At 43.9% G+C, this 19,551-nt stretch carries 15 protein-coding genes; all 15 read left to right on the top strand.

Features of this window, described 5'->3' with window-relative positions; translation table 11 throughout:
• The 15 genes from ilvC (at window position 1) to FED51_RS15460 (ending at window position 19,550) form a co-directional block, all read left to right on the top strand.
• Window positions 1-1,023, top strand: a complete 1,023-nt coding sequence (ilvC, locus tag FED51_RS15530; RefSeq protein ID WP_010899203.1) for a ketol-acid reductoisomerase — start codon at window positions 1-3, stop codon at window positions 1,021-1,023.
• The gene (locus FED51_RS15525) at window positions 1,010-2,557 is read left to right on the top strand and encodes a 2-isopropylmalate synthase (protein WP_053430574.1); all 1,548 of its coding nucleotides are present in this window, start codon (window positions 1,010-1,012) and stop codon (window positions 2,555-2,557) included. The genes ilvC and FED51_RS15525 overlap by 14 nt, the downstream gene beginning before the upstream one ends.
• A gap of 4 nt (window positions 2,558-2,561) precedes the next feature.
• Window positions 2,562-3,653: a 3-isopropylmalate dehydrogenase gene (gene leuB, locus FED51_RS15520; RefSeq protein ID WP_010899201.1), complete on the top strand. Its 1,092-nt coding sequence runs from the start codon at window positions 2,562-2,564 to the stop codon at window positions 3,651-3,653.
• 27 nt (window positions 3,654-3,680) lie between these two features.
• The gene (gene leuC / locus FED51_RS15515) at window positions 3,681-5,099 is read left to right on the top strand and encodes a 3-isopropylmalate dehydratase large subunit (protein ID WP_138090665.1); all 1,419 of its coding nucleotides are present in this window, start codon (window positions 3,681-3,683) and stop codon (window positions 5,097-5,099) included.
• A gap of 24 nt (window positions 5,100-5,123) precedes the next feature.
• A complete protein-coding gene (gene leuD / locus FED51_RS15510) occupies window positions 5,124-5,708 on the top strand; it encodes a 3-isopropylmalate dehydratase small subunit (protein WP_053430576.1) in 585 nt (194 codons plus the stop codon).
• A gap of 146 nt (window positions 5,709-5,854) precedes the next feature.
• Window positions 5,855-6,916, top strand: coding sequence for a DUF3196 family protein (locus FED51_RS15505; protein ID WP_053430577.1), 1,062 nt, complete (start codon window positions 5,855-5,857; stop codon window positions 6,914-6,916).
• Window positions 6,917-7,019: 103 nt separating this feature from the next.
• Window positions 7,020-8,315, top strand: coding sequence for a trigger factor (gene tig, locus FED51_RS15500; protein WP_010899197.1), 1,296 nt, complete (start codon window positions 7,020-7,022; stop codon window positions 8,313-8,315).
• A 526-nt stretch (window positions 8,316-8,841) separates the two neighbouring features.
• The gene (gene clpX / locus FED51_RS15495; RefSeq protein ID WP_010899196.1) at window positions 8,842-10,116 is read left to right on the top strand and encodes an ATP-dependent protease ATP-binding subunit ClpX; all 1,275 of its coding nucleotides are present in this window, start codon (window positions 8,842-8,844) and stop codon (window positions 10,114-10,116) included.
• Window positions 10,117-10,559: 443 nt separating this feature from the next.
• Window positions 10,560-12,230: an ATP-dependent protease LonB gene (lonB, locus tag FED51_RS15490; RefSeq protein ID WP_010899195.1), complete on the top strand. Its 1,671-nt coding sequence runs from the start codon at window positions 10,560-10,562 to the stop codon at window positions 12,228-12,230.
• A 132-nt stretch (window positions 12,231-12,362) separates the two neighbouring features.
• Entirely contained in the window at window positions 12,363-14,687 is a 2,325-nt protein-coding gene (gene lon, locus FED51_RS15485; protein ID WP_053430578.1) for an endopeptidase La, read from the top strand.
• Window positions 14,684-15,268, top strand: a complete 585-nt coding sequence (gene yihA / locus FED51_RS15480) for a ribosome biogenesis GTP-binding protein YihA/YsxC (RefSeq protein ID WP_053430579.1) — start codon at window positions 14,684-14,686, stop codon at window positions 15,266-15,268. The genes lon and yihA overlap by 4 nt, the downstream gene beginning before the upstream one ends.
• 328 nt (window positions 15,269-15,596) lie before the next feature.
• Window positions 15,597-16,976 carry a glutamyl-tRNA reductase gene (hemA, locus tag FED51_RS15475; protein WP_053430580.1) on the top strand — a complete coding sequence of 460 codons (1,380 nt, stop codon included), beginning with the start codon at window positions 15,597-15,599 and terminating at the stop codon, window positions 16,974-16,976.
• Window positions 16,977-17,005: 29 nt separating this feature from the next.
• Window positions 17,006-17,821, top strand: a complete 816-nt coding sequence (locus FED51_RS15470; protein ID WP_010899191.1) for a cytochrome C assembly family protein — start codon at window positions 17,006-17,008, stop codon at window positions 17,819-17,821.
• 35 nt (window positions 17,822-17,856) lie between these two features.
• Entirely contained in the window at window positions 17,857-18,792 is a 936-nt protein-coding gene (gene hemC / locus FED51_RS15465; RefSeq protein ID WP_053430581.1) for a hydroxymethylbilane synthase, read from the top strand.
• Window positions 18,789-19,550, top strand: coding sequence for a uroporphyrinogen-III synthase (locus tag FED51_RS15460; RefSeq protein WP_053430582.1), 762 nt, complete (start codon window positions 18,789-18,791; stop codon window positions 19,548-19,550). The genes hemC and FED51_RS15460 overlap by 4 nt, the downstream gene beginning before the upstream one ends.
• The last annotated feature ends 1 nt before the right edge of the window (window position 19,551 follow it).

Below are 19,551 nucleotides of genomic sequence, written 5' to 3'. Positions count from 1 at the left end.
ATGGCAAAAGTATTTTATAACGGAGATATTAACGAAGGTGTATTACAAGGAAAAACAGTAGCAATTATCGGTTATGGTTCACAAGGTCATGCGCATGCGCAAAATTTACGTGACAGCGGACAGGAAGTGATCGTTGGTCTTCGTCCAGGGAAATCTTGGGATAAAGCAGCAGAGGACGGTTTTCAAGTATATTCTGTTCGCGAAGCAGCATCACGCGCCGATGTAATCATGATTCTATTGCCTGATGAGCATCAACCTACCGTCTACAAAAATGAAATCGAGCCAGAATTATCAGAAGGAAAAACACTTGCTTTTGCTCACGGATTTAACGTTCACTTTAACCAAATCGTTCCTCCAGCAACAGTGGATGTATTCCTTGCAGCTCCGAAGGGTCCAGGACACCTCGTACGCCGCACTTATGTTGACGGTGCTGGCGTTCCAGGTCTTGTAGCCGTATACCAAGATGCGACAGGTCAAGCGAAAGACATCGCCCTTGCATACTCAAAAATGAACGGTTCTGCTCGTGCAGGTGTCATTGAGACGACATTCCAAGAAGAAACAGAAACAGATCTTTTCGGTGAGCAAGCCGTCCTTTGCGGTGGAACATCAGCACTTGTAAAAGCTGGGTTCGAAACATTAGTAGAAGCTGGCTACCAGCCAGAAGTTGCTTACTTTGAATGCTTGCACGAATTAAAATTAATCGTTGACCTTATGTACGAGGGTGGACTTGAATATATGCGTTATTCCATTTCTGATACGGCTCAATGGGGAGACTTCCAAGCAGGACCACGTGTCGTAACAGCAGAGACGAAGCAAGCGATGAAGGACATTTTATCTGATATTCAAACAGGAAAATTTGCAAAAGGTTGGATTTTAGAAAATCAAGCGAATCGCCCAGAATTTACAGCCATCAACGAACGTGAGAAAAATCATCCACTTGAAGTCGTTGGTCGTGAGCTAAGAGAAATGATGCCATTCGTAAAAGCTAAATCTAAAGGAGTGGTCGGCAGTGCGAAAAATTAGCGTCTTCGATACGACGTTGCGTGACGGTGAGCAGTCAGCCGGAGTGAACCTCAACTTTGAGGAAAAGATGGAAATCGCAAAACAGTTAGAGCGTCTCGGTGTGGATATTATTGAGGCTGGTTTTCCAGCCTCTTCCCAAGGGGATTTTCAATCGGTTAAAGCGATTGCGGAGACCGTAAAAGGAAGCTCCGTTACTGGGCTGGCCCGCTCTGTGCAAAAAGATATCGACGCAGCGTGGGAGGCGTTAAAATCGGCTGAGGAGCCACGGATTCATCTCTTTATTGCTACTTCTCCCATTCATATGGAACATAAATTACGAATGACTCCAGAACAAGTGATTGAAAAGGCTGTTGAGTCTGTGAAGTATGCAGCCAGTCGTTTCAAGCATGTTCAATGGTCAGCTGAGGATGCGAGCCGCTCGGACTTTCCGTTTTTAGCGCAAATCATTGAAGCGGTGATCCAAGCGGGAGCAACCGTTATTAATTTACCTGACACCGTTGGATATACGACGCCGCAAGAGATTAAGCGAATGTTTCAATATATGAAGCAAAACGTTCCAAGCATCGACAAAGTCAGCTTGTCTACTCATAACCATGACGACCTTGGAATGGCAGTTGCTAACTCATTAGCAGCGATTCAGGGCGGGGCCGATCAAGTGGAATGCACGATTAATGGCATTGGGGAAAGAGCCGGTAATGCCTCTCTTGAAGAGATTGCCGTCGCCCTTAATATTCGTAAAGATCATTATGAAACAGAAACTGGACTTATTTTAAAAGAAATTAAACGTACGAGTAGCCTTGTAAGCAAATTAACGGGCATGGTTGTACCAAACAATAAAGCGGTCGTAGGAGCGAATGCATTTGCTCATGAATCGGGCATTCACCAAGATGGCGTTCTAAAAAATAAACAAACATATGAAATTATTACACCTGAGATGGTCGGTGTGTCATCCAATTCGATGGTGCTTGGAAAACATTCAGGGCGCCATGCGTTCAAAACGAAAGTTCAGGAACTTGGATTTACAGGAACAGATGAGCAGCTAAACAACATTTTTAAAGCATTTAAAGACCTAGCAGATAAAAAGAAAGAAATTACCGAAGACGATCTATTTGCTTTAATGACCGAGCAGACCGTTGGAGGAGAAACGAACCATTACGAATTGCAAGCTCTTCAAGTGAATTACGGGTCCAACCTGACGAATACGGCAACGATCACGATGAAGTTACCATCAGGGGAAGTGGCGGAAGAGGCGGCCACTGGGTCTGGAAGTGTTGAGGCGATTTACAATACACTTGAGCGCCTGCTCGATGCCCCGGTGAAATTGTTAGATTATCGAATTCAGTCCATTACAGGCGGTAGGGATGCTCTGGCAGATGTCTATGTTCAAATGGATTATCAAGGAGTCGTCTCAAGTGGACGCGGCACGGCCCATGATGTGTTAGAAGCGTCAGCAAAAGCCTATTTAAACGCAGTTAATCGAACGATTAATCGAAAGAAATATGCAGAAGTTTATGAATCGAAGGTGGAGGTGTAGGGCAATGGAGAAACAAATAGCGGTTTTGCCTGGGGACGGTATTGGTCCTGAGGTGACGGACGCAGCCATAGAAGTGCTGCAGGCAGTGGCCGATCGTTTTGGGCATACGTTCTCCTATAAAAAAGCCCTATTAGGCGGATGTGCGATTGACGAGGTAGGAACGCCGCTCCCAGAAGAAACGCTAGACGTATGCCGTCATGCGGACGGAATTTTACTTGGTGCTGTCGGAGGTCCGAAGTGGGATACACTGCCCGGTCATCTTCGTCCAGAAAAAGGACTGCTCGGCTTACGGAAGGGATTAAACCTCTTTGCTAATTTACGCCCAGTCACTGTGTATGACAGTCTAGCAGATGCCTCCACTTTAAAAAACGATGTGATCGATGGGGTAGATTTATTAATTGTCCGAGAGCTGACTGGGGGGCTTTATTTCGGGGAACCACGTGAACGACGGGGTGAAGGCGAAACAGAGGAAGTCGTAGACACCCTTCTCTACACGAGAGGGGAAATGCGACGAATTATTCGCAAAGCCTTTGAGCTAGCCATGGTTCGAAATAAACATGTCACATCGGTTGACAAGGCGAACGTTCTTGAATCGAGTCGGATGTGGCGAGAAGTGGCAAACGAAGTGGCACAAGAATTTCCTGAAGTTACGCTTGAACATATGCTCGTAGATAATGCGGCAATGCAGCTCATTCGTAGACCGAAACAATTTGATGTGCTCGTGACGGAAAACCTTTTTGGTGACATTTTAAGCGACGAGGCTTCGATGGTGACAGGCTCCCTCGGAATGCTTCCGTCTGCTAGTTTAACGAGCGATGGACCGGGACTTTATGAGCCTATCCATGGATCAGCTCCTGATATTGCGGGGAAAGGGGTAGCAAACCCACTTGCGACGATTGCATCATGTGCGATGATGTTAAAATATTCCTTTGGCTTGCATGAAGAAGCGAAAACAATTGAAGATGCGATTGAAGCAGTATTAAAACAAGGGTATCGTACAGCAGATATTGCTAAGCCAGGTGAAGAATCAAGTTCAACCAAAGCGATTACGGATGCTGTAGTTGAAGCGATTCAAGCCTCTGTTGATATTTCATAAATGATGCTTTAGAAAGGAAGAAAAGCGATGGCTCCAAAAACAATTATTGAAAAAATTTGGGACGCTCATACGGTCATCGGTGAGGAAGGCAAGCCGAGCCTTCTTTATATCGACTTGCATATGGTCCATGAAGTCACCTCACCGCAAGCATTTGAGGGCTTACGCTTAGCAGGCCGCCCTGTGCGCCGGCCAGATTTGACATTTGCTACGATGGATCACAATGTTCCGACGGTTGATCGCTTTAACATTCAAGATCAAATTGCTCGGAAGCAAATTGAGACGTTAGAGGCGAACTGCAAAGAATTCGGAATTGAGATCGCTGGTTTAGATAGCCCGAATAACGGAATAGTCCACGTTATCGGACCAGAGCTCGGCTTAACGCAACCAGGAAAAACGATCGTTTGTGGTGACAGTCATACGTCCACTCATGGCGCATTTGGTGCGCTGGCTTTTGGGATCGGTACAAGTGAAGTAGAACATGTACTAGCAACGCAAGCGTTGTGGCAATCGAAGCCGAAAACGATGGAAGTTCGTGTTACAGGGGAATTAGCACCATCTGTGTCAGCAAAAGACATTATTCTTGCCGTCATTGCGAAATATGGTGTTGATTTTGGAACCGGACATGTCATCGAGTTTACGGGAGAAGCGATTCGCTCCCTATCAATGGAAGAGCGGATGACGATCTGTAATATGTCGATTGAGGCAGGAGCAAAAGCTGGTTTAATTAGTCCAGACTCTGTAACGTTTGAATACCTTCGAGGCCGACCGAATTCTCCTAAAGGTGAGGCGTTTGACGTGGCTATCCAGCAATGGGAAGCGTTAGCGACTGATGCTGGAGCTGTGTATGATCGTGTGCTCACAATGAATACGTCTGAAATTGAACCGATGGTCACGTGGGGAACAAATCCAGCCCAAGGGACAGGGGTTAGTCAGGTTGTCCCTTCACCAGACGATGCAAAAGATGAGAATGAGCGTCGGGCGATCAAACAATCGCTAGCTTACATGGGCCTTGAACCAGGAACACCGATTACTGAGATTGCGATTCAGCACGTGTTTATCGGTTCATGTACAAACTCACGTCTTAGTGACTTACGTACAGCAGCAGAATTAATAAAAGGAAGAAAAGTGGCGGATGGCGTGCGTGCACTTGTCGTACCAGGTTCTCAGCAAGTAAAGCGGGCAGCAGAGAAAGAAGGATTGGATGAAATCTTTAAGGAAGCTGGGTTTGAGTGGCGTGATTCGGGCTGTAGTATGTGCTTAGGGATGAACCCTGATACCGTTCCTGAAGGTGAGCGCTGTGCGTCTACGTCGAATCGTAACTTTGAAGGAAGACAAGGAAAAGGAGCGCGGACACACCTTGTGAGCCCACAGATGGCAGCAGCTGCTGCGATTGCAGGTCACTTTGTGGACGTTCGCACATTCCAATCCGAACCGCAGACCGTTTAATCGCGTAAAAGGAGGGGAAGACCGATGGAACCACTAAAGACACACACAGGTACGATTGCCGTCTTGGATCGGGTCAATGTAGATACAGATCAAATTATTCCGAAGCAGTTTTTAAAGCGTGTAGAGCGGACGGGATTTGGCCAATTTTTATTCTTTGACTGGCGCTTCTTGCCGAATGGAGAAGACAATCCAGATTTTGAGCTAAATCAACCTCATGCAAAACAAGGGACGATCCTTGTCGCAGGGCATAACTTCGGGTGTGGTTCTTCGCGTGAACACGCACCTTGGGCCATTAAAGATTACGGCTTCAGAGTAGTCATTGCACCAAGCTTTGCTGACATCTTCTATAATAACTGTTTCAAAAATGGTATCTTGCCTGTGAAATTAAAGCAAGAGGAAGTAACAGCTTTGGTGGAGAAGGGCAAAGATACAGCTTATAGCCTAACTGTAAATCTGGAAGCCCAAACCGTGACAAGTGAGGATGGATTCGAAGCAACGTTTGAAATTGATGGGTATTGGAAAGAAATGCTCATTAATGGATGGGATGAGATCGGACTTACCTTGCGTTACGAGGAACAAATTAAACAATTTGAGGCAAGCCGGGTTTAATGATCAAAAGAGTAGGGAATATGAATGGAAGAAACGGAAAGTAGCTGCCTGAATACTAGGCAGCTACTTTCTCTCCTCGATTTGTGTTTTCATGTGCGTCTTGGTACACTTAGGCAAAGAATCGTTCTCTCCCATTGGAGAGAAGAGTGGAGCGATACAATACCATGAGCGGGAAAAAAACGGAATCAAGCGATAACATCGTGTTATACCCAGGACTTGTCAAGCGATTGATTGAAAAGGGGATGGAGGCGCTAAAAGAAAAAGATGCGAAAAAAGCGTTAACCATGTTTGAACAAGCAGAACAATACGATGCTGAACCTTCGCAAATTCTTTTCGGTAAAGCTCTTTGTTACGTGGAATTAGGCAAGTTAGATGATGCTGTGCTATTAACCGATCAAATGTTGCGAAATGATATTGGAAACTACTATGATATCTTGCAAATTCATCTTTCGTTACTCGTCCAGTTGGGAAGATATGATGAAGTGGTCGAAATGTTAGACGTCGTTCTTGCTGAAGATAGACTCCCGGCTAAACATGCCGAATCCTTTTATCAGCTACTCCACTTTAGTCGCCAGATGGTCGAGGATTCTCCTACATACATAAAAGAGCCGCTTTCTGAAGAGCTCGATTTAAAAGAAACATATGATGATATAAATGAGCGAGATTCATTAGAACAATGGCATTTTCTACAACAGATGCGCAAGCATAACGATCCGGCCGATATTCGCACTCTGCTTTCATTCGTCGAATCTGAAAGCAATGATCCTGCTTTGAGAAGTTATGCCTTACATATGTTAACGATGCATAAAGTAGAAAAGCGTGTGAGAATTCGAAAATTTGATCAGGAAGCGGAGGTCATCCCAGCAGAGCTTAATGCGGATGAGCAACAGCGGTTTGGAAATGCGGTGGTAGAGCAGCTAGAAGCCAGATTGGCAGTCGAGAACCCGTCCCTGTTTAAAATGGCAGAGCAGCTTTGGTGGCAGTTTTTGTACGCGTTATATCCTTTTACACCGAAGCCTGAGCAGAAAGATCTATGGGCAGGAGCCGTTCATGTAGCCGTTCATGAATCAAATGGGTTACCTTTCGATGAAGAAGAAATTGCCGGGATGTACAATTGTCGGGTGCAGCAAATGCTAGAAAAAGGAGAAGAAATTCATTTTGTTGAAACCGAGACGTTTCAAGGGATTAGTGGTCATTCCTTCCGCTAACCTATCCCTTGAAATCAATCAATACTATGTTATAATAGAGTGGTTGTAAAGCAGAAGGTTCGTTTGAAAAATGTAAGTGTGAAGTTGGAGGGACTAATAAACAATGACTGCAAAATGGGAAAAGTTAGAAGGTAACGAAGGTGTCTTAACAGTTGATGTTGAATCAGCGAAAGTGGACGAAGCTTTAGACAAAGCATTTAAAAAAGTTGTAAAAAAGGTCAATGTACCTGGATTCCGTAAAGGAAAAGTACCTCGCAAAATCTTTGAACGCCAATTTGGGGTAGAAGCTCTTTATCAAGATGCACTCGATATTCTTTTACCAGAAGCGTATGCTGCGGCAATTGATGAAACAGGGATCGAGCCTGTCGACCGCCCAGAGATTGATATCGAACAAATGGAGCAAGGGAATAACTTGATTTTTAAGGCAACTGTAACAGTCAAACCAGAAGTTCAGCTTGGTGACTATAAAGGATTAGAATTTGAGGAAAAAGATACGACTGTTTCTGATGAGGATGTAGAACAAGAATTAAAGAGCTTGCAAGAGCGTCAGGCAGAGCTTGTCGTTGTTGAAGAAGAAGCTATCCAAGAAGGTGATACAGCTGTTCTTGATTTCGAAGGCTTCGTTGATGGTGAAGCTTTTGAAGGCGGAAAAGCGGAAAATTACTCTCTTGAAATTGGCTCAGGTCAATTTATCCCAGGATTTGAAGACCAACTTGTTGGCCTAAAAGCTGGGGAAGAAAAAGATGTGGAAGTCACATTCCCAGAAGAATACCATGCGGAAGAACTTGCAGGAAAGCCAGCCACTTTTAAAGTGAAAATTCATGATGTAAAACGCAAAGAGCTTCCTGAGCTTGATGATGAGTTTGCAAAAGACGTGGATGAAGAAGTAGAAAGCTTAGATGAGCTGAAAAAGAAGCTCCGTGAAAAGCTTGAAAAAGATCGCGCTCACGAAGCGGATCATGAGAAGCGGGATACGCTTATTCAAAAAGCGTCTGAAAATGCAACGATTGATATTCCTGAAGCTATGATTAATACAGAGCTTGACCGCATGACACAAGAGTTCGAGCAACGTTTGCAAATGCAAGGAATGAACCTTGAAATGTACTTCCAATTCTCAGGCCAGACACAAGAGCAACTTCGTGAACAAATGAAAGAAGATGCAGAAAAGCGTGTTCGCGTGAACTTGACACTCGAAGCGATCGCAAATCAAGAAAACTTAGAAGCATCTGATGAAGATGTTGAAAAGGAACTTGAAAAAATGGCTGAGATGTACCAACGTTCTGTGGATGAAATTAAATCCATTTTTGCAACGCAAGGTGGAACGGACGGTATTAAAGCTGACCTTAAGATTCAAAAAGCGGTTGATTTCCTAGTCGAGCACAGTAAAGCTGTCTCATAACAAAATAGTCGGTAACACCATGACATGTAAAACCAAAACAAGGCACGTGCTTCGTGCCTTGTTTTACACTATTTTTGATCCAATTAGCTTGTATGACAAAGCGTGGATTTGAGTATCCTAATGAGAAGGCGAAACATTACCACGAAAAGAAGGAATTTCTCCTTCAATTATTGAATGTATAAAAAATGCGGTCATAAATATAAAAGATAGAAGCTATCTTATGCTCGCGTGCATCCAAATGTTTCGCGCTTTTTGACTCACCTCATGTTCACGATTCGCTATTTGACAGTACATATGACTTACATACCTATTTCGTTCGTCTACATGTCACAACCGTATCACATTACACTAACAGTACATAAGTTTTTTTGTATGGCTTCAAAAGCGCTTTTACTCACATAAATGATCGTTCTATGTTACAATGTCAAAATAGCGAGGAAAGATTGAGCGGGTCAAATCCATGAGAGCTTTTCGACTACGAGAAGCTTTAACAACGTGGTACAATACTAGTTAAGGGGTGATCCGGATGTTTAAGTTTAATGATGAAAAAGGGCAATTGAAATGTTCTTTTTGTGGAAAAACACAAGATCAAGTGAGAAAATTAGTCGCTGGTCCGGGCGTTTATATATGTGATGAATGTATCGAATTGTGCACGGAGATTGTAGAAGAGGAATTAGGCACAGAAGAAGAAGTGGAGTTCCAAGAGGTGCCGAAGCCTCATGAAATTCGCGAAATTCTCGATGACTATGTGATTGGTCAAGACTTAGCAAAGAAATCGTTATCCGTTGCTGTGTACAATCACTATAAACGCATCAATTCCATGAGCAAATCGGAAGAGGTCGAGCTTTCGAAAAGTAATATCTGTATGATTGGACCTACGGGTAGTGGTAAAACGCTATTAGCTCAAACGCTCGCTCGCATTTTAAATGTACCTTTTGCGATTGCTGATGCCACTTCTTTAACGGAAGCTGGTTATGTTGGTGAAGACGTGGAAAACATCTTGCTTAAATTGATTCAAGCTGCTGACTATGATGTAGAAAAAGCGGAAAAAGGGATCATTTATATTGATGAAATTGACAAGGTTGCACGTAAATCTGAGAACCCATCGATTACGCGTGATGTTTCTGGAGAAGGGGTCCAACAAGCCTTACTAAAGATTTTAGAGGGGACAACAGCTTCCGTTCCTCCTCAAGGAGGGAGAAAGCATCCCCATCAAGAGTTCATTCAGATCGATACGACGAATATTCTCTTTATTTGTGGAGGAGCGTTTGATGGCATTGAACAAATCATTAAGCGCCGTCTCGGGAAAAAAGTCATTGGGTTTGGCTCCGAAGTTAAGCAAGACGAGTTAAAACCAGGTGAATATTTAAGCAAAGTATTGCCTGAAGACTTGCTTCGTTTCGGTCTTATCCCAGAATTCATCGGACGACTGCCTGTCATTTCGAGCTTGCAGCCTTTAGATGAAGAAGCGCTTATCGAGATTTTGACAAAGCCAAAAAACGCGCTCGTTAAACAATATAAGAAGTTGCTTGAGCTAGATGATGTGAATTTAGAATTTACTGATGAAGCGTTGCGTGAAATTGCAAGGAAAGCGATTGAGCGTAAAACAGGTGCACGTGGTTTGCGCTCAATCATTGAAGGACTAACGCTCGACGTCATGTTTGACCTACCTGCCCGCGACGACGTAGAAACGTGTATCATTCACGATAAATGCGTCACCGAGGGAGAGCCACCGATTTTAAAAATGAAAGATGGCTCAGAAGTAGCGATGACTAAACCGGAACCAAAGGAAAGTGCCTAATGGATACTAGCTGCCCTTGCGTAAAAGCAAGGGTGGTTTTTTTCGTGAAGAAAGGGTAAAAATCATTCAGCCAAGCGAAATTTTATTCGAGAGTTTGGATACGTGTAACTACGGCTATCGCTAATCATTTGGAGACAACAAGTTTTTCTATAAAACAGAAAGGTCTAGCTGAACGCCAAACGCAGGCGCTTTGCACGCTTCTTATCGTAAGCAAGCTTGGAATTGATGAGAGAAGTGCCTGCTCTAATCGGTACCGAAAAAAGAGCCTAGACGCATGTTAGTGTTTCGCAACGCGAACAGAGTAGAGGTTGTCTTCTCCCTCGTTAACCAGTGCTCCGCCAATCCATCCAAGAAACGACAGCCTGATTTCGGTGTTCACCTGATTAGGTCATTTGTTCCCGGAGATACTAAGAAAAACTTATTTAGTTCCGGGGAGGTACGCTATGAATTGGACTGGAATTCTCTTTGTCGTCCAGCTTTTTTTTGGGGTCGTCATCGGCCTCTATTTCTGGAATTTATTAAAAACCCAACGCTCTCAGCGTGTATCCATTGATCGGGAGTCACGCAAAGAAATGGATCAATTGCGAAAGCTACAATCCATTTCACTCAGTGAACCGCTTTCCGAAAAAGTCCGACCGGAAAGCTTTGAAGATATTGTTGGACAAAAGGAAGGCATTCGTGCATTAAAAGCTGCTTTATGTGGACCAAACCCGCAGCATGTCATTATTTATGGACCACCTGGAGTAGGAAAGACCGCGGCTGCGCGGCTTGTGTTGCAGGAAGCGAAGAAAAATCCGAACTCTCCGTTCGCCCATGATGCCGTATTTGTTGAACTCGATGGAACAACAGCTCGTTTTGATGAACGAGGAATTGCTGATCCGTTGATTGGCTCAGTTCATGATCCAATTTATCAAGGGGCGGGCGCTATGGGGCAAGCAGGGATTCCTCAGCCAAAGCAAGGAGCTGTCACAAAAGCCCACGGAGGCATGCTTTTTATCGATGAGATCGGTGAGCTTCACTCCATTCAAATTAACAAGCTCCTCAAGGTGTTAGAAGATCGGAAAGTCTTTTTAGAAAGTGCGTATTATAGTGAAGAAAATCAACAAATTCCTCGCCACATCCATGAAATTTTTCAACGGGGGCTCCCTGCTGATTTTCGCCTTGTCGGTGCGACGACCCGTATGCCTGAGGAAATCCCACCTGCGATTCGTTCACGCTGCTTAGAAGTTTATTTCCGTTCCTTAAAACGGGAAGAAATTGTGACAATTGCGAAAAAAGCAGTTAACCGGTTAGGGTTTAAAGCGGAAGAAGGCGTGTATGAAAAAATTTCGGCTTATGCGACCAACGGCCGAGAAACGGTCAACATCGTACAAATTGCAGCCGGTATGGCAACGACAGAAGGCCGACATGAAGTGACGGTAGCCGATGTGGAATGGGTCATTCATTCAAGTCAGCTTTCCCCACGACCAGAGCGGCAAATTCCGTCCGAGCCGAAGGTGGGCCTTGTGAACGGTCTTGCTGTGTTTGGACCGAATACAGGGGCATTGCTCGAAGTGGAGGTCGATGTCATTCCTTCCGTTGCAGAAGGTAGTGTAACAATTACAGGTATCGCGGAAGAGGAGCAAACGGGGAACCAAGCTCGCTCCATTCGCCGAAAAAGTATGGCGAAAGGTTCAGTTGAAAATGTCCTTACCGTTTTAAAGAAAATGGATTTGCCGATTGATCAATATGATATTCACATTAACTTTCCTGGCGGAGCTCCTGTAGACGGTCCTTCTGCGGGTGTAGCGATTGCAACAGGCATTTACTCCGCGATTAAAGAAGAAAAGGTCGACAATACCGTGGCAATGACAGGAGAAATTAGTATTCATGGTACAGTCAAGCCAGTAGGCGGAATCGTCGCCAAGGTGGAAGCAGCGAAAGCAAGCGGCGCAAAGACGGTTCTAATTCCAAAAGAGAATGAACAAGCGATATTGCAGGAGATCGAAGGAATTACCATTATCCCAATGAAACATCTTGATGACGTTCTTTCATATGCCTTAATCCGTGAAGAAACGGAAGAGGAAACGATTCCGGCCAATCAATCGTTTGTATCCGCACCAGCGCCAGTTTAATATTAGACAAAGGGGTATCATTAAGATAAAATTGAGATACTGAATCGCCAAAAACCCCCAATTTTTTCGCAACATTGATTGGAGTATGACGAATTCTGTCGAAGGATGAAGAATTTTTGGAGGTGTGTGCGGATGGCTGAAAGCGTGCGGCGCAATATACCACTGTTGCCGCTAAGAGGATTGCTCGTTTTTCCAACGATGGTCCTCCATCTAGATGTTGGACGAAAGAAATCTGTTGAAGCTTTAGAACATGCAATGATTGATGACCACTACATTTTACTCGCTGCGCAAAAAGAAATTTCTATAGATGAACCGATCGAAACCGACATTTATCAAATTGGGACTTATGCGAAAGTTAAGCAAATGTTAAAGCTCCCGAATGGGACGATTCGTGTACTCGTCGAAGGGCTTCAGCGAGCGAAGATCGAAAAATATGTTGCCAATGATGCATTTATCGAAGTAGAGATGCGTACCTTGCCTGAAGATGATGAAGATAACGCGACCGAAAATAAGGCTCTTATGCGCAATGTGCTGCAATTATTTGAACAATACATCAAGCTATCGAAAAAAGTGTCGGCTGAAACGTTAGCGTCTGTTTCTGATATTGCTGAGCCTGGTCGGTTGGCGGATGTTATCGCTTCTCATCTACCGTTAAAAATTGTCGAAAAGCAGCAGCTTCTTGAAACAACGTCCGTAAAAGAGCGGTTGCTGCAAGTCATTGACGTATTGAACAACGAAAAAGAAGTGATCGGGCTCGAAAAGAAAATCGGTCAACGGGTCAAAAAATCAATGGAGCGTACTCAAAAGGAGTATTACCTTCGGGAGCAAATGAAGGCGATTCAAAAAGAGCTAGGAGATAAGGAAGGAAAAACAGGGGAAGTTGCCTCATTACGTGAGCAAATAGATGAGGCGAACATGCCAGAAAACGTAGAAGAAAAAGCATTAAAAGAATTGGAACGGTATGAAAAAATGCCGGCTAGCTCCGCAGAAAGCTCTGTTCTCCGAAATTATCTTGATTGGTTGATACAGCTACCATGGGTGAAGGAAACGGAAGACATTCTTGACGTAAACCGTGCCGAACGCATCCTAGACGAAGATCATTATGGTTTAGAAAAAGTAAAAGAACGTGTCATTGAATATTTGGCGGTTCAGCAATTAACGAAAGAACTAAAAGGTCCGATTTTATGTCTGGCGGGCCCCCCTGGAGTTGGAAAGACGTCGCTCGCACGCTCTGTGGCACGAGCACTTAACCGGGAGTTTGTTCGTATATCCCTAGGCGGTGTTCGGGATGAAGCTGAGATTCGTGGTCATCGTCGTACCTATGTTGGGGCTATGCCGGGACGAATTATTCAAGGAATGAAAAAGGCAGGATCGGTCAACCCAGTATTTTTACTTGATGAAATCGATAAGATGGCAAACGACTTTAGAGGAGACCCAGCAGCGGCCCTTTTAGAAGTACTCGACCCTGAACAAAACCATACGTTCAGTGATCACTACATTGAAGAGCCCTACGACTTATCGAAAGTGATGTTTATTACAACTGCAAACAACATTATGACGATTCCAGGTCCGCTTCTTGATCGAATGGAAATTATCCAAATTGCTGGTTATACAGAGGTTGAAAAACAGCGAATAGCGTTAGACTATCTTCTGCCAAAACAAATGAAGGAACATGGCCTAACTAAAGGAACTTTTCAAGTGAAGGAAGAAGCGATTTTAAAAGTTATTCGCTATTATACCCGGGAAGCCGGTGTTCGAAGCTTGGAACGGCAAATGGCTACCCTTTGCCGCAAAGGGGCAAAAATGCTCGTATCTGGAAAGAAAAAGCGAGTGGTTGTTACTCAAAACACTATCGAAACAATGTTAGGGAAAAAGCGGTTTCGCTATGGACTTGCAGAAGAGCAAGATCAAGTGGGAGCAGCGACAGGTCTCGCCTATACTACGGCGGGAGGAGATACGCTCTCGATTGAAGTATCGGTCGTGCCTGGAAAAGGGAAGCTCATTCTTACAGGAAAGCTTGGCGATGTAATGAAAGAATCAGCTCAAGCTGCGTTTAGTTACATTCGCTCACGCTCAAAAGAGCTAGACATCGACCCGAGCTTCCATGAAAAAAACGATATCCATATTCATGTTCCTGAAGGGGCTACACCAAAAGATGGGCCGTCTGCAGGAATCACGATGGCGACAGCCCTCATTTCCGCATTAACTGGTCGTGTTGTGAAAAAAGAAGTAGGAATGACAGGGGAAATTACGCTGAGAGGCCGTGTGTTACCGATTGGCGGTTTAAAAGAAAAATCGATGAGCGCCCATCGTGCTGGACTGACGACTATCATCATCCCGAAGGAGAATGAAAAAGATTTGGAAGATATTCCAAAAAGTGTGCGTGAGGATTTAAACTATATTTTAGTTGATCACTTAGATCAAGTATTAAAGCATGCGTTGGGAGAGAAGAAATGAAAGTAACAAAAGCTGAACTAGACTGTGTAGCGGTGAAGCCAGAGCAATATCCAAACAGTCCGTTACCGGAAGTCGCACTTGCAGGTCGTTCTAATGTAGGGAAGTCATCGTTTATTAATAAAATGATCAATCGAAAAAAGCTAGCTCGCACGTCACAAAGGCCAGGGAAAACGCAAACGTTAAATTTTTATAACATCAATGACATCTTGCATTTTGTTGACGTGCCAGGGTATGGATTTGCCAAAGTGTCAAAGAAAGACCGTGAAGCTTGGGGGCGCATGATTGAGACGTACTTACAACAACGCGGTCAATTAAAAGCTGTGTTGCAAATCATTGATATTCGTCACGATCCTACGAAGGATGACCAACTGATGTATGACTGGTTAAAGCACTTTGAAATCCCAGTCATTATTATCGCGACAAAGTGTGACAAAATCCCAAAAGGGAAGTGGCCAAAACACGTGAAAAACATCGCAAGTGTGCTTGGGAAAGATGGAGGCGATCCAATTGTCATTTTTTCCTCGGAAACAGGCGTAGGAAAAGATGAGGCATGGAAAGCCATCCTCCATGCGATCTCATGATTCGAAAACACCTTCTGCTAGTTGAAGGTGTTTTTCTATTGACATGCCTTCATATTCATTTATAATAATATATATCTTATAATAATAATTCTAAATAAAAAACACTAGGGCACAACTTCGGTTTTATCATAGTTCTGACTTGATTTGGTTAAGCTAGAAGATAAGTCAGTGGCTGGATCTGAATGGATGTTTAGCAGTCGTTCAGCCTTCATTAACTGTTCACAAACTTTTTTTAACAAGCTACATTAGACATGTTATAATGTAGATAGTTTTGAATTGGACGTACACTAGAATTTTGTCATTTTTCCTGTAGGGGTGAGCGAGAGACATGCACATTTTAATGATCGGATTAAATTATAAAACAGCCCCTGTTGAAATTCGTGAAAAATTCTCCTTTCAAGATTCGGAGCTTCCTCAAGCCCTTCATCAGCTTCGTCAAATGAAGAGCATTTTAGAGTGCACGATTGTTTCAACATGTAATCGAACGGAATTATATGTCGTTGCCGATCAACTTCATACTGGGCGGCACTTCACAAAAACTTTTTTGGCTGATTGGTTCAAGCTCCCGAAAGATGAATTTACCCCGTTTTTAACGATTCGTGAAAACGATCATGCGATTGAGCACCTTTTCCGAGTGGTGACAGGATTAGATTCGATGATCCTTGGCGAAACGCAAATTTTAGGACAGGTTAGAAATAGCTTTTTCATCGCTCAAGAAGAGCAAGTCACTGGTTCGATTTTTAATCATCTGTTCAAACAAGCGATTACCTTAGCGAAGCGGGCTCACTCGGAAACGGATATTGGGCAAAATGCAGTATCTGTTAGCTATGCAGCTGTTGAACTTGGAAAGAAAATCTTTGATGATTTTAAAGGAAAGCAAGTGCTCATTCTAGGAGCAGGAAAAATGGGCGAGCTAACAGCAAAGCACCTTCATAGCAACGGTGCAGAACAAGTGACGGTCATTAATCGCACGAGAGAAAAAGCAGCAGAGCTTGCCAAGCGTTTCCTCGGTGTGGATCGTCCATATAATGAGCTGACAGAGGCGATAGTGGAGGCCGATATCCTCATTAGTTCCACTGGCGCTACAGGTTATGTCGTCACGTCAGATATGGTTTCTCACGCATTAAAGAAGCGAAAAGGTCGTCCTCTTTTTATGGTGGACATTGCAGTGCCACGAGATTTAGACCCAGCTCTTGCTTCGCATGATGACGTATACTTATACGACATTGACGATTTGCAAAACATCGTTCAAACGAACTTAGAAGAACGGAGAGCGGAAGCAGAAAAAATTGAGCTTTTGATTGAAGAAGAGCTGGTGGAATTTAAGCAATGGCTTAATACACTAGGGGTTGTCCCAATCATTACAGCCTTGCGAACAAAAGCGCTAACCGTTCAGGGGGAAACGATGGAAAGCATTGAACGGAAGCTTCCAAACCTAACGGAAAGAGAAAAGAAAGTGCTTCGCAAGCATACAAAAAGCATTGTAAATCAGTTGTTGAGAGATCCAATCACTCGTATTAAAGAGCTTGCGAACGCACCGGAGAGGGAAGAAGCACTGGACTTGTTTACAAAAATCTTTGCTCTAGAAGAAGAGTTGGCTGAGCAAGAAAAACAAGAAAAAGTAAAGCAAGCAGAGCAAGAGTGGCTTGCGAAAAAACGTCCAATCACCTGTATGGAGAAACAATCTCATGTTATGGTAAAATCTTAGTGGAAGCATTCTCCTGAGGTGGACAATATATGAATTGGATTTACCCGTTGACGATTATCATTTACAGCATTAGCTTGTTTGCTTATTTTATTGACTTTTTGCAACACAACCGGAAGGTCAATCGTTTGGCCTTCTGGTTGCTTTCTGTTGTATGGTTACTACAAACGGTCTTTTTTATCATACGTGCAATTGACCTAAATCGGCTACCGATCATTACCCCATTTGAAGGGCTATTTTTTTATGCATGGGTTGTTGTCACTCTATCGCTCATCATTAATCGTGTATTTCGCGTCGATTTTCTCGTTTTTTTCGTCAATATCATCGGCTTTGTTATGATGTCATTTAGTTTGTTTACCCCAGATGGAGACGTACCAGAATCGCTCGCCTCCTTGCTCATCTCGGAGCTATTGATCATCCACGTATCGATGATTTTGCTTTCTTATGCTGGGCTTACGCTAGCATTTGCGTTTTCCGCTTTGTATGTTCTCGAGCACCAAATGTTGAAGCGAAAAAAATGGGGAAAACGGCTGCTGCGGTTAGGGTCGTTGACTAAGTTGGATCAGTACGCGTTTCACTCGACAATGTTTGCCTTCCCGCTTTTTTTGATTGGCATTATCCTAGGATTTGTTTGGGCCTCGATTCAGTTTGGGGAACTGCCTTGGTTTGACGCAAAGGTGATCTCATCAATGATCGTCATGTGTGGTTATGCGGTTTACTTATACCAACGTGTGGTAAAGATGAAAAGAGGCTATTCTATGGCGCTGCTAAACGTGGCGTGCTTTTTACTCATACTAATCAATTATTTTCTCCCTGGTAGCCTATCTACGTTTCACTTATGGGATTAAAAGACGTTGGAACAATAGAGTTGGAGGTTGGAGAATTGCGAAAAATAATTATCGGTTCAAGACGGAGCCAATTGGCGCTTACCCAAACGGAGTGGGTGATCAGCAAATTAAAAGAGGCCGGTGCTCCTTTTGATTTTGAAATAAAAAAAATTATCACAAAAGGCGATCAAATTCTTGACGTTACCCTCTCAAAGGTAGGGGGGAAAGGGTTATTTGTTAAGGAGATCGAACAGGCGATGGCGAACAAAGAAATCGATATCGCCGTTCACAGTATGAAGGACGTTCCTTCTGTACTTCAGGAAGGATTTGCTCTAGGAGCAACAACGACTCGAGTCGACCCAAGGGATGCGCTCATTTCAAATGAAGGATATACGTTGGCCGAATTGCCAGCCGGTTCAATTGTCGGAACGAGCAGCTTACGACGCTCCGCCCAAATTTTAGCGAAGCGTCCAGACCTAGAAGTTAAGTGGATTCGTGGAAACATTGAAACACGCTTGCGAAAGCTAAAAGAGGAAGATTTCGATGCGATCATTCTTGCCGCAGCAGGTCTTGAGAGAATGGGCTGGTCCAATGAAATTGTGACCGAATATCTTGACCCAGACCTTTGTGTTCCTGCGGTTGGACAAGGAGCTTTAGGCATTGAGTGCCGAGCGGATGACGACGAAGTTCTTGAGATGTTAAAGACGATCAATGATGACACAACGGCAAAGACGGTTCTAGCGGAGCGAACATTCCTTCATCGGATGGAAGGGGGATGTCAAGTTCCGATCGCTGGATACGCCACGTTAACAGATGAAGGAGAGATTGAGCTAACCGCCCTAGTCGGCACACCAGATGGTGAGCAAATTTTTAAAGAAATTCTTCGTGGAAAAGATCCTGTTGAACTTGGTGAAACGATGGCACAGACTTTGATGGATCAAGGAGCGAAGGAAGTGCTAGAACAAGTGAAAAAAGGGTTGGAGTCGCAATGATTGCACCCGTATTAAAGGGGAAGGGTGTTCTTATTACGAGAGCAAAGGAGCAAGCCTCTTCCCTTTCTCGTTTGATTGAGGAAGCAGGGGGAGTTCCAATTGAAGTCCCACTGCTTTCGTTTATAAAAACGATGGACGTGTATGAAGAAGTAGGGGCGTCCATCCAATCATATGAATGGATTGTATTCACAAGTGCCAACGCCGTCCGTTTTTTTTTCAACACATGGCCACGGCAGGAGCTTAAAAAATTGCCTTCCATTGCGGCTGTAGGGAGCTCGACACAACGAGAGCTTTCGCGCTACGGAATCAGTGTAGACTTAATGCCGAATGAGTACGTTGCAGAGTCATTGGTTGAAACAATGGTGAAAAGATTAAAGCCGTGCCGAGTCCTGTTTCCAAAAGGGAATCTAGCTCGCCCTACCGTAAAAGTTGGACTGGAGGCAAACGGCTTTATCGTCGATGAGATGACCGTTTATGAAACGAAGCGGCCATTGGAAGCCAAAGTGATGTTATGCGAAGCGTTTCAAAAGCATAGGATTGAGATTATTACGTTTACTTCGCCCTCAGCCGTTGATCATTTTGTGACGCTTCTCGATCGAGAGTTCATACTTCACGAGCATTTATTGTATGCTTATATTGGTCCAATTGCTGCCGCTAGAGCAAAACAGCGTGGACTGCCGGTTCATATTGTAGCCAAGACGTATACAGGGGAAGGTCTTGTAAACGCGATCTGTGATTTTGTAAAGGAGGACGGATAAC

It is taken from the genome of Halalkalibacterium halodurans, assembly GCF_005671335.1.
In the GTDB taxonomy this organism is placed as follows: domain Bacteria; phylum Bacillota; class Bacilli; order Bacillales; family Bacillaceae_D; genus Halalkalibacterium; species Halalkalibacterium halodurans.
The sequence above is the reverse complement of the archived record's forward strand: the minus strand, read 5'-3'. Positions and strand labels throughout refer to the sequence as shown.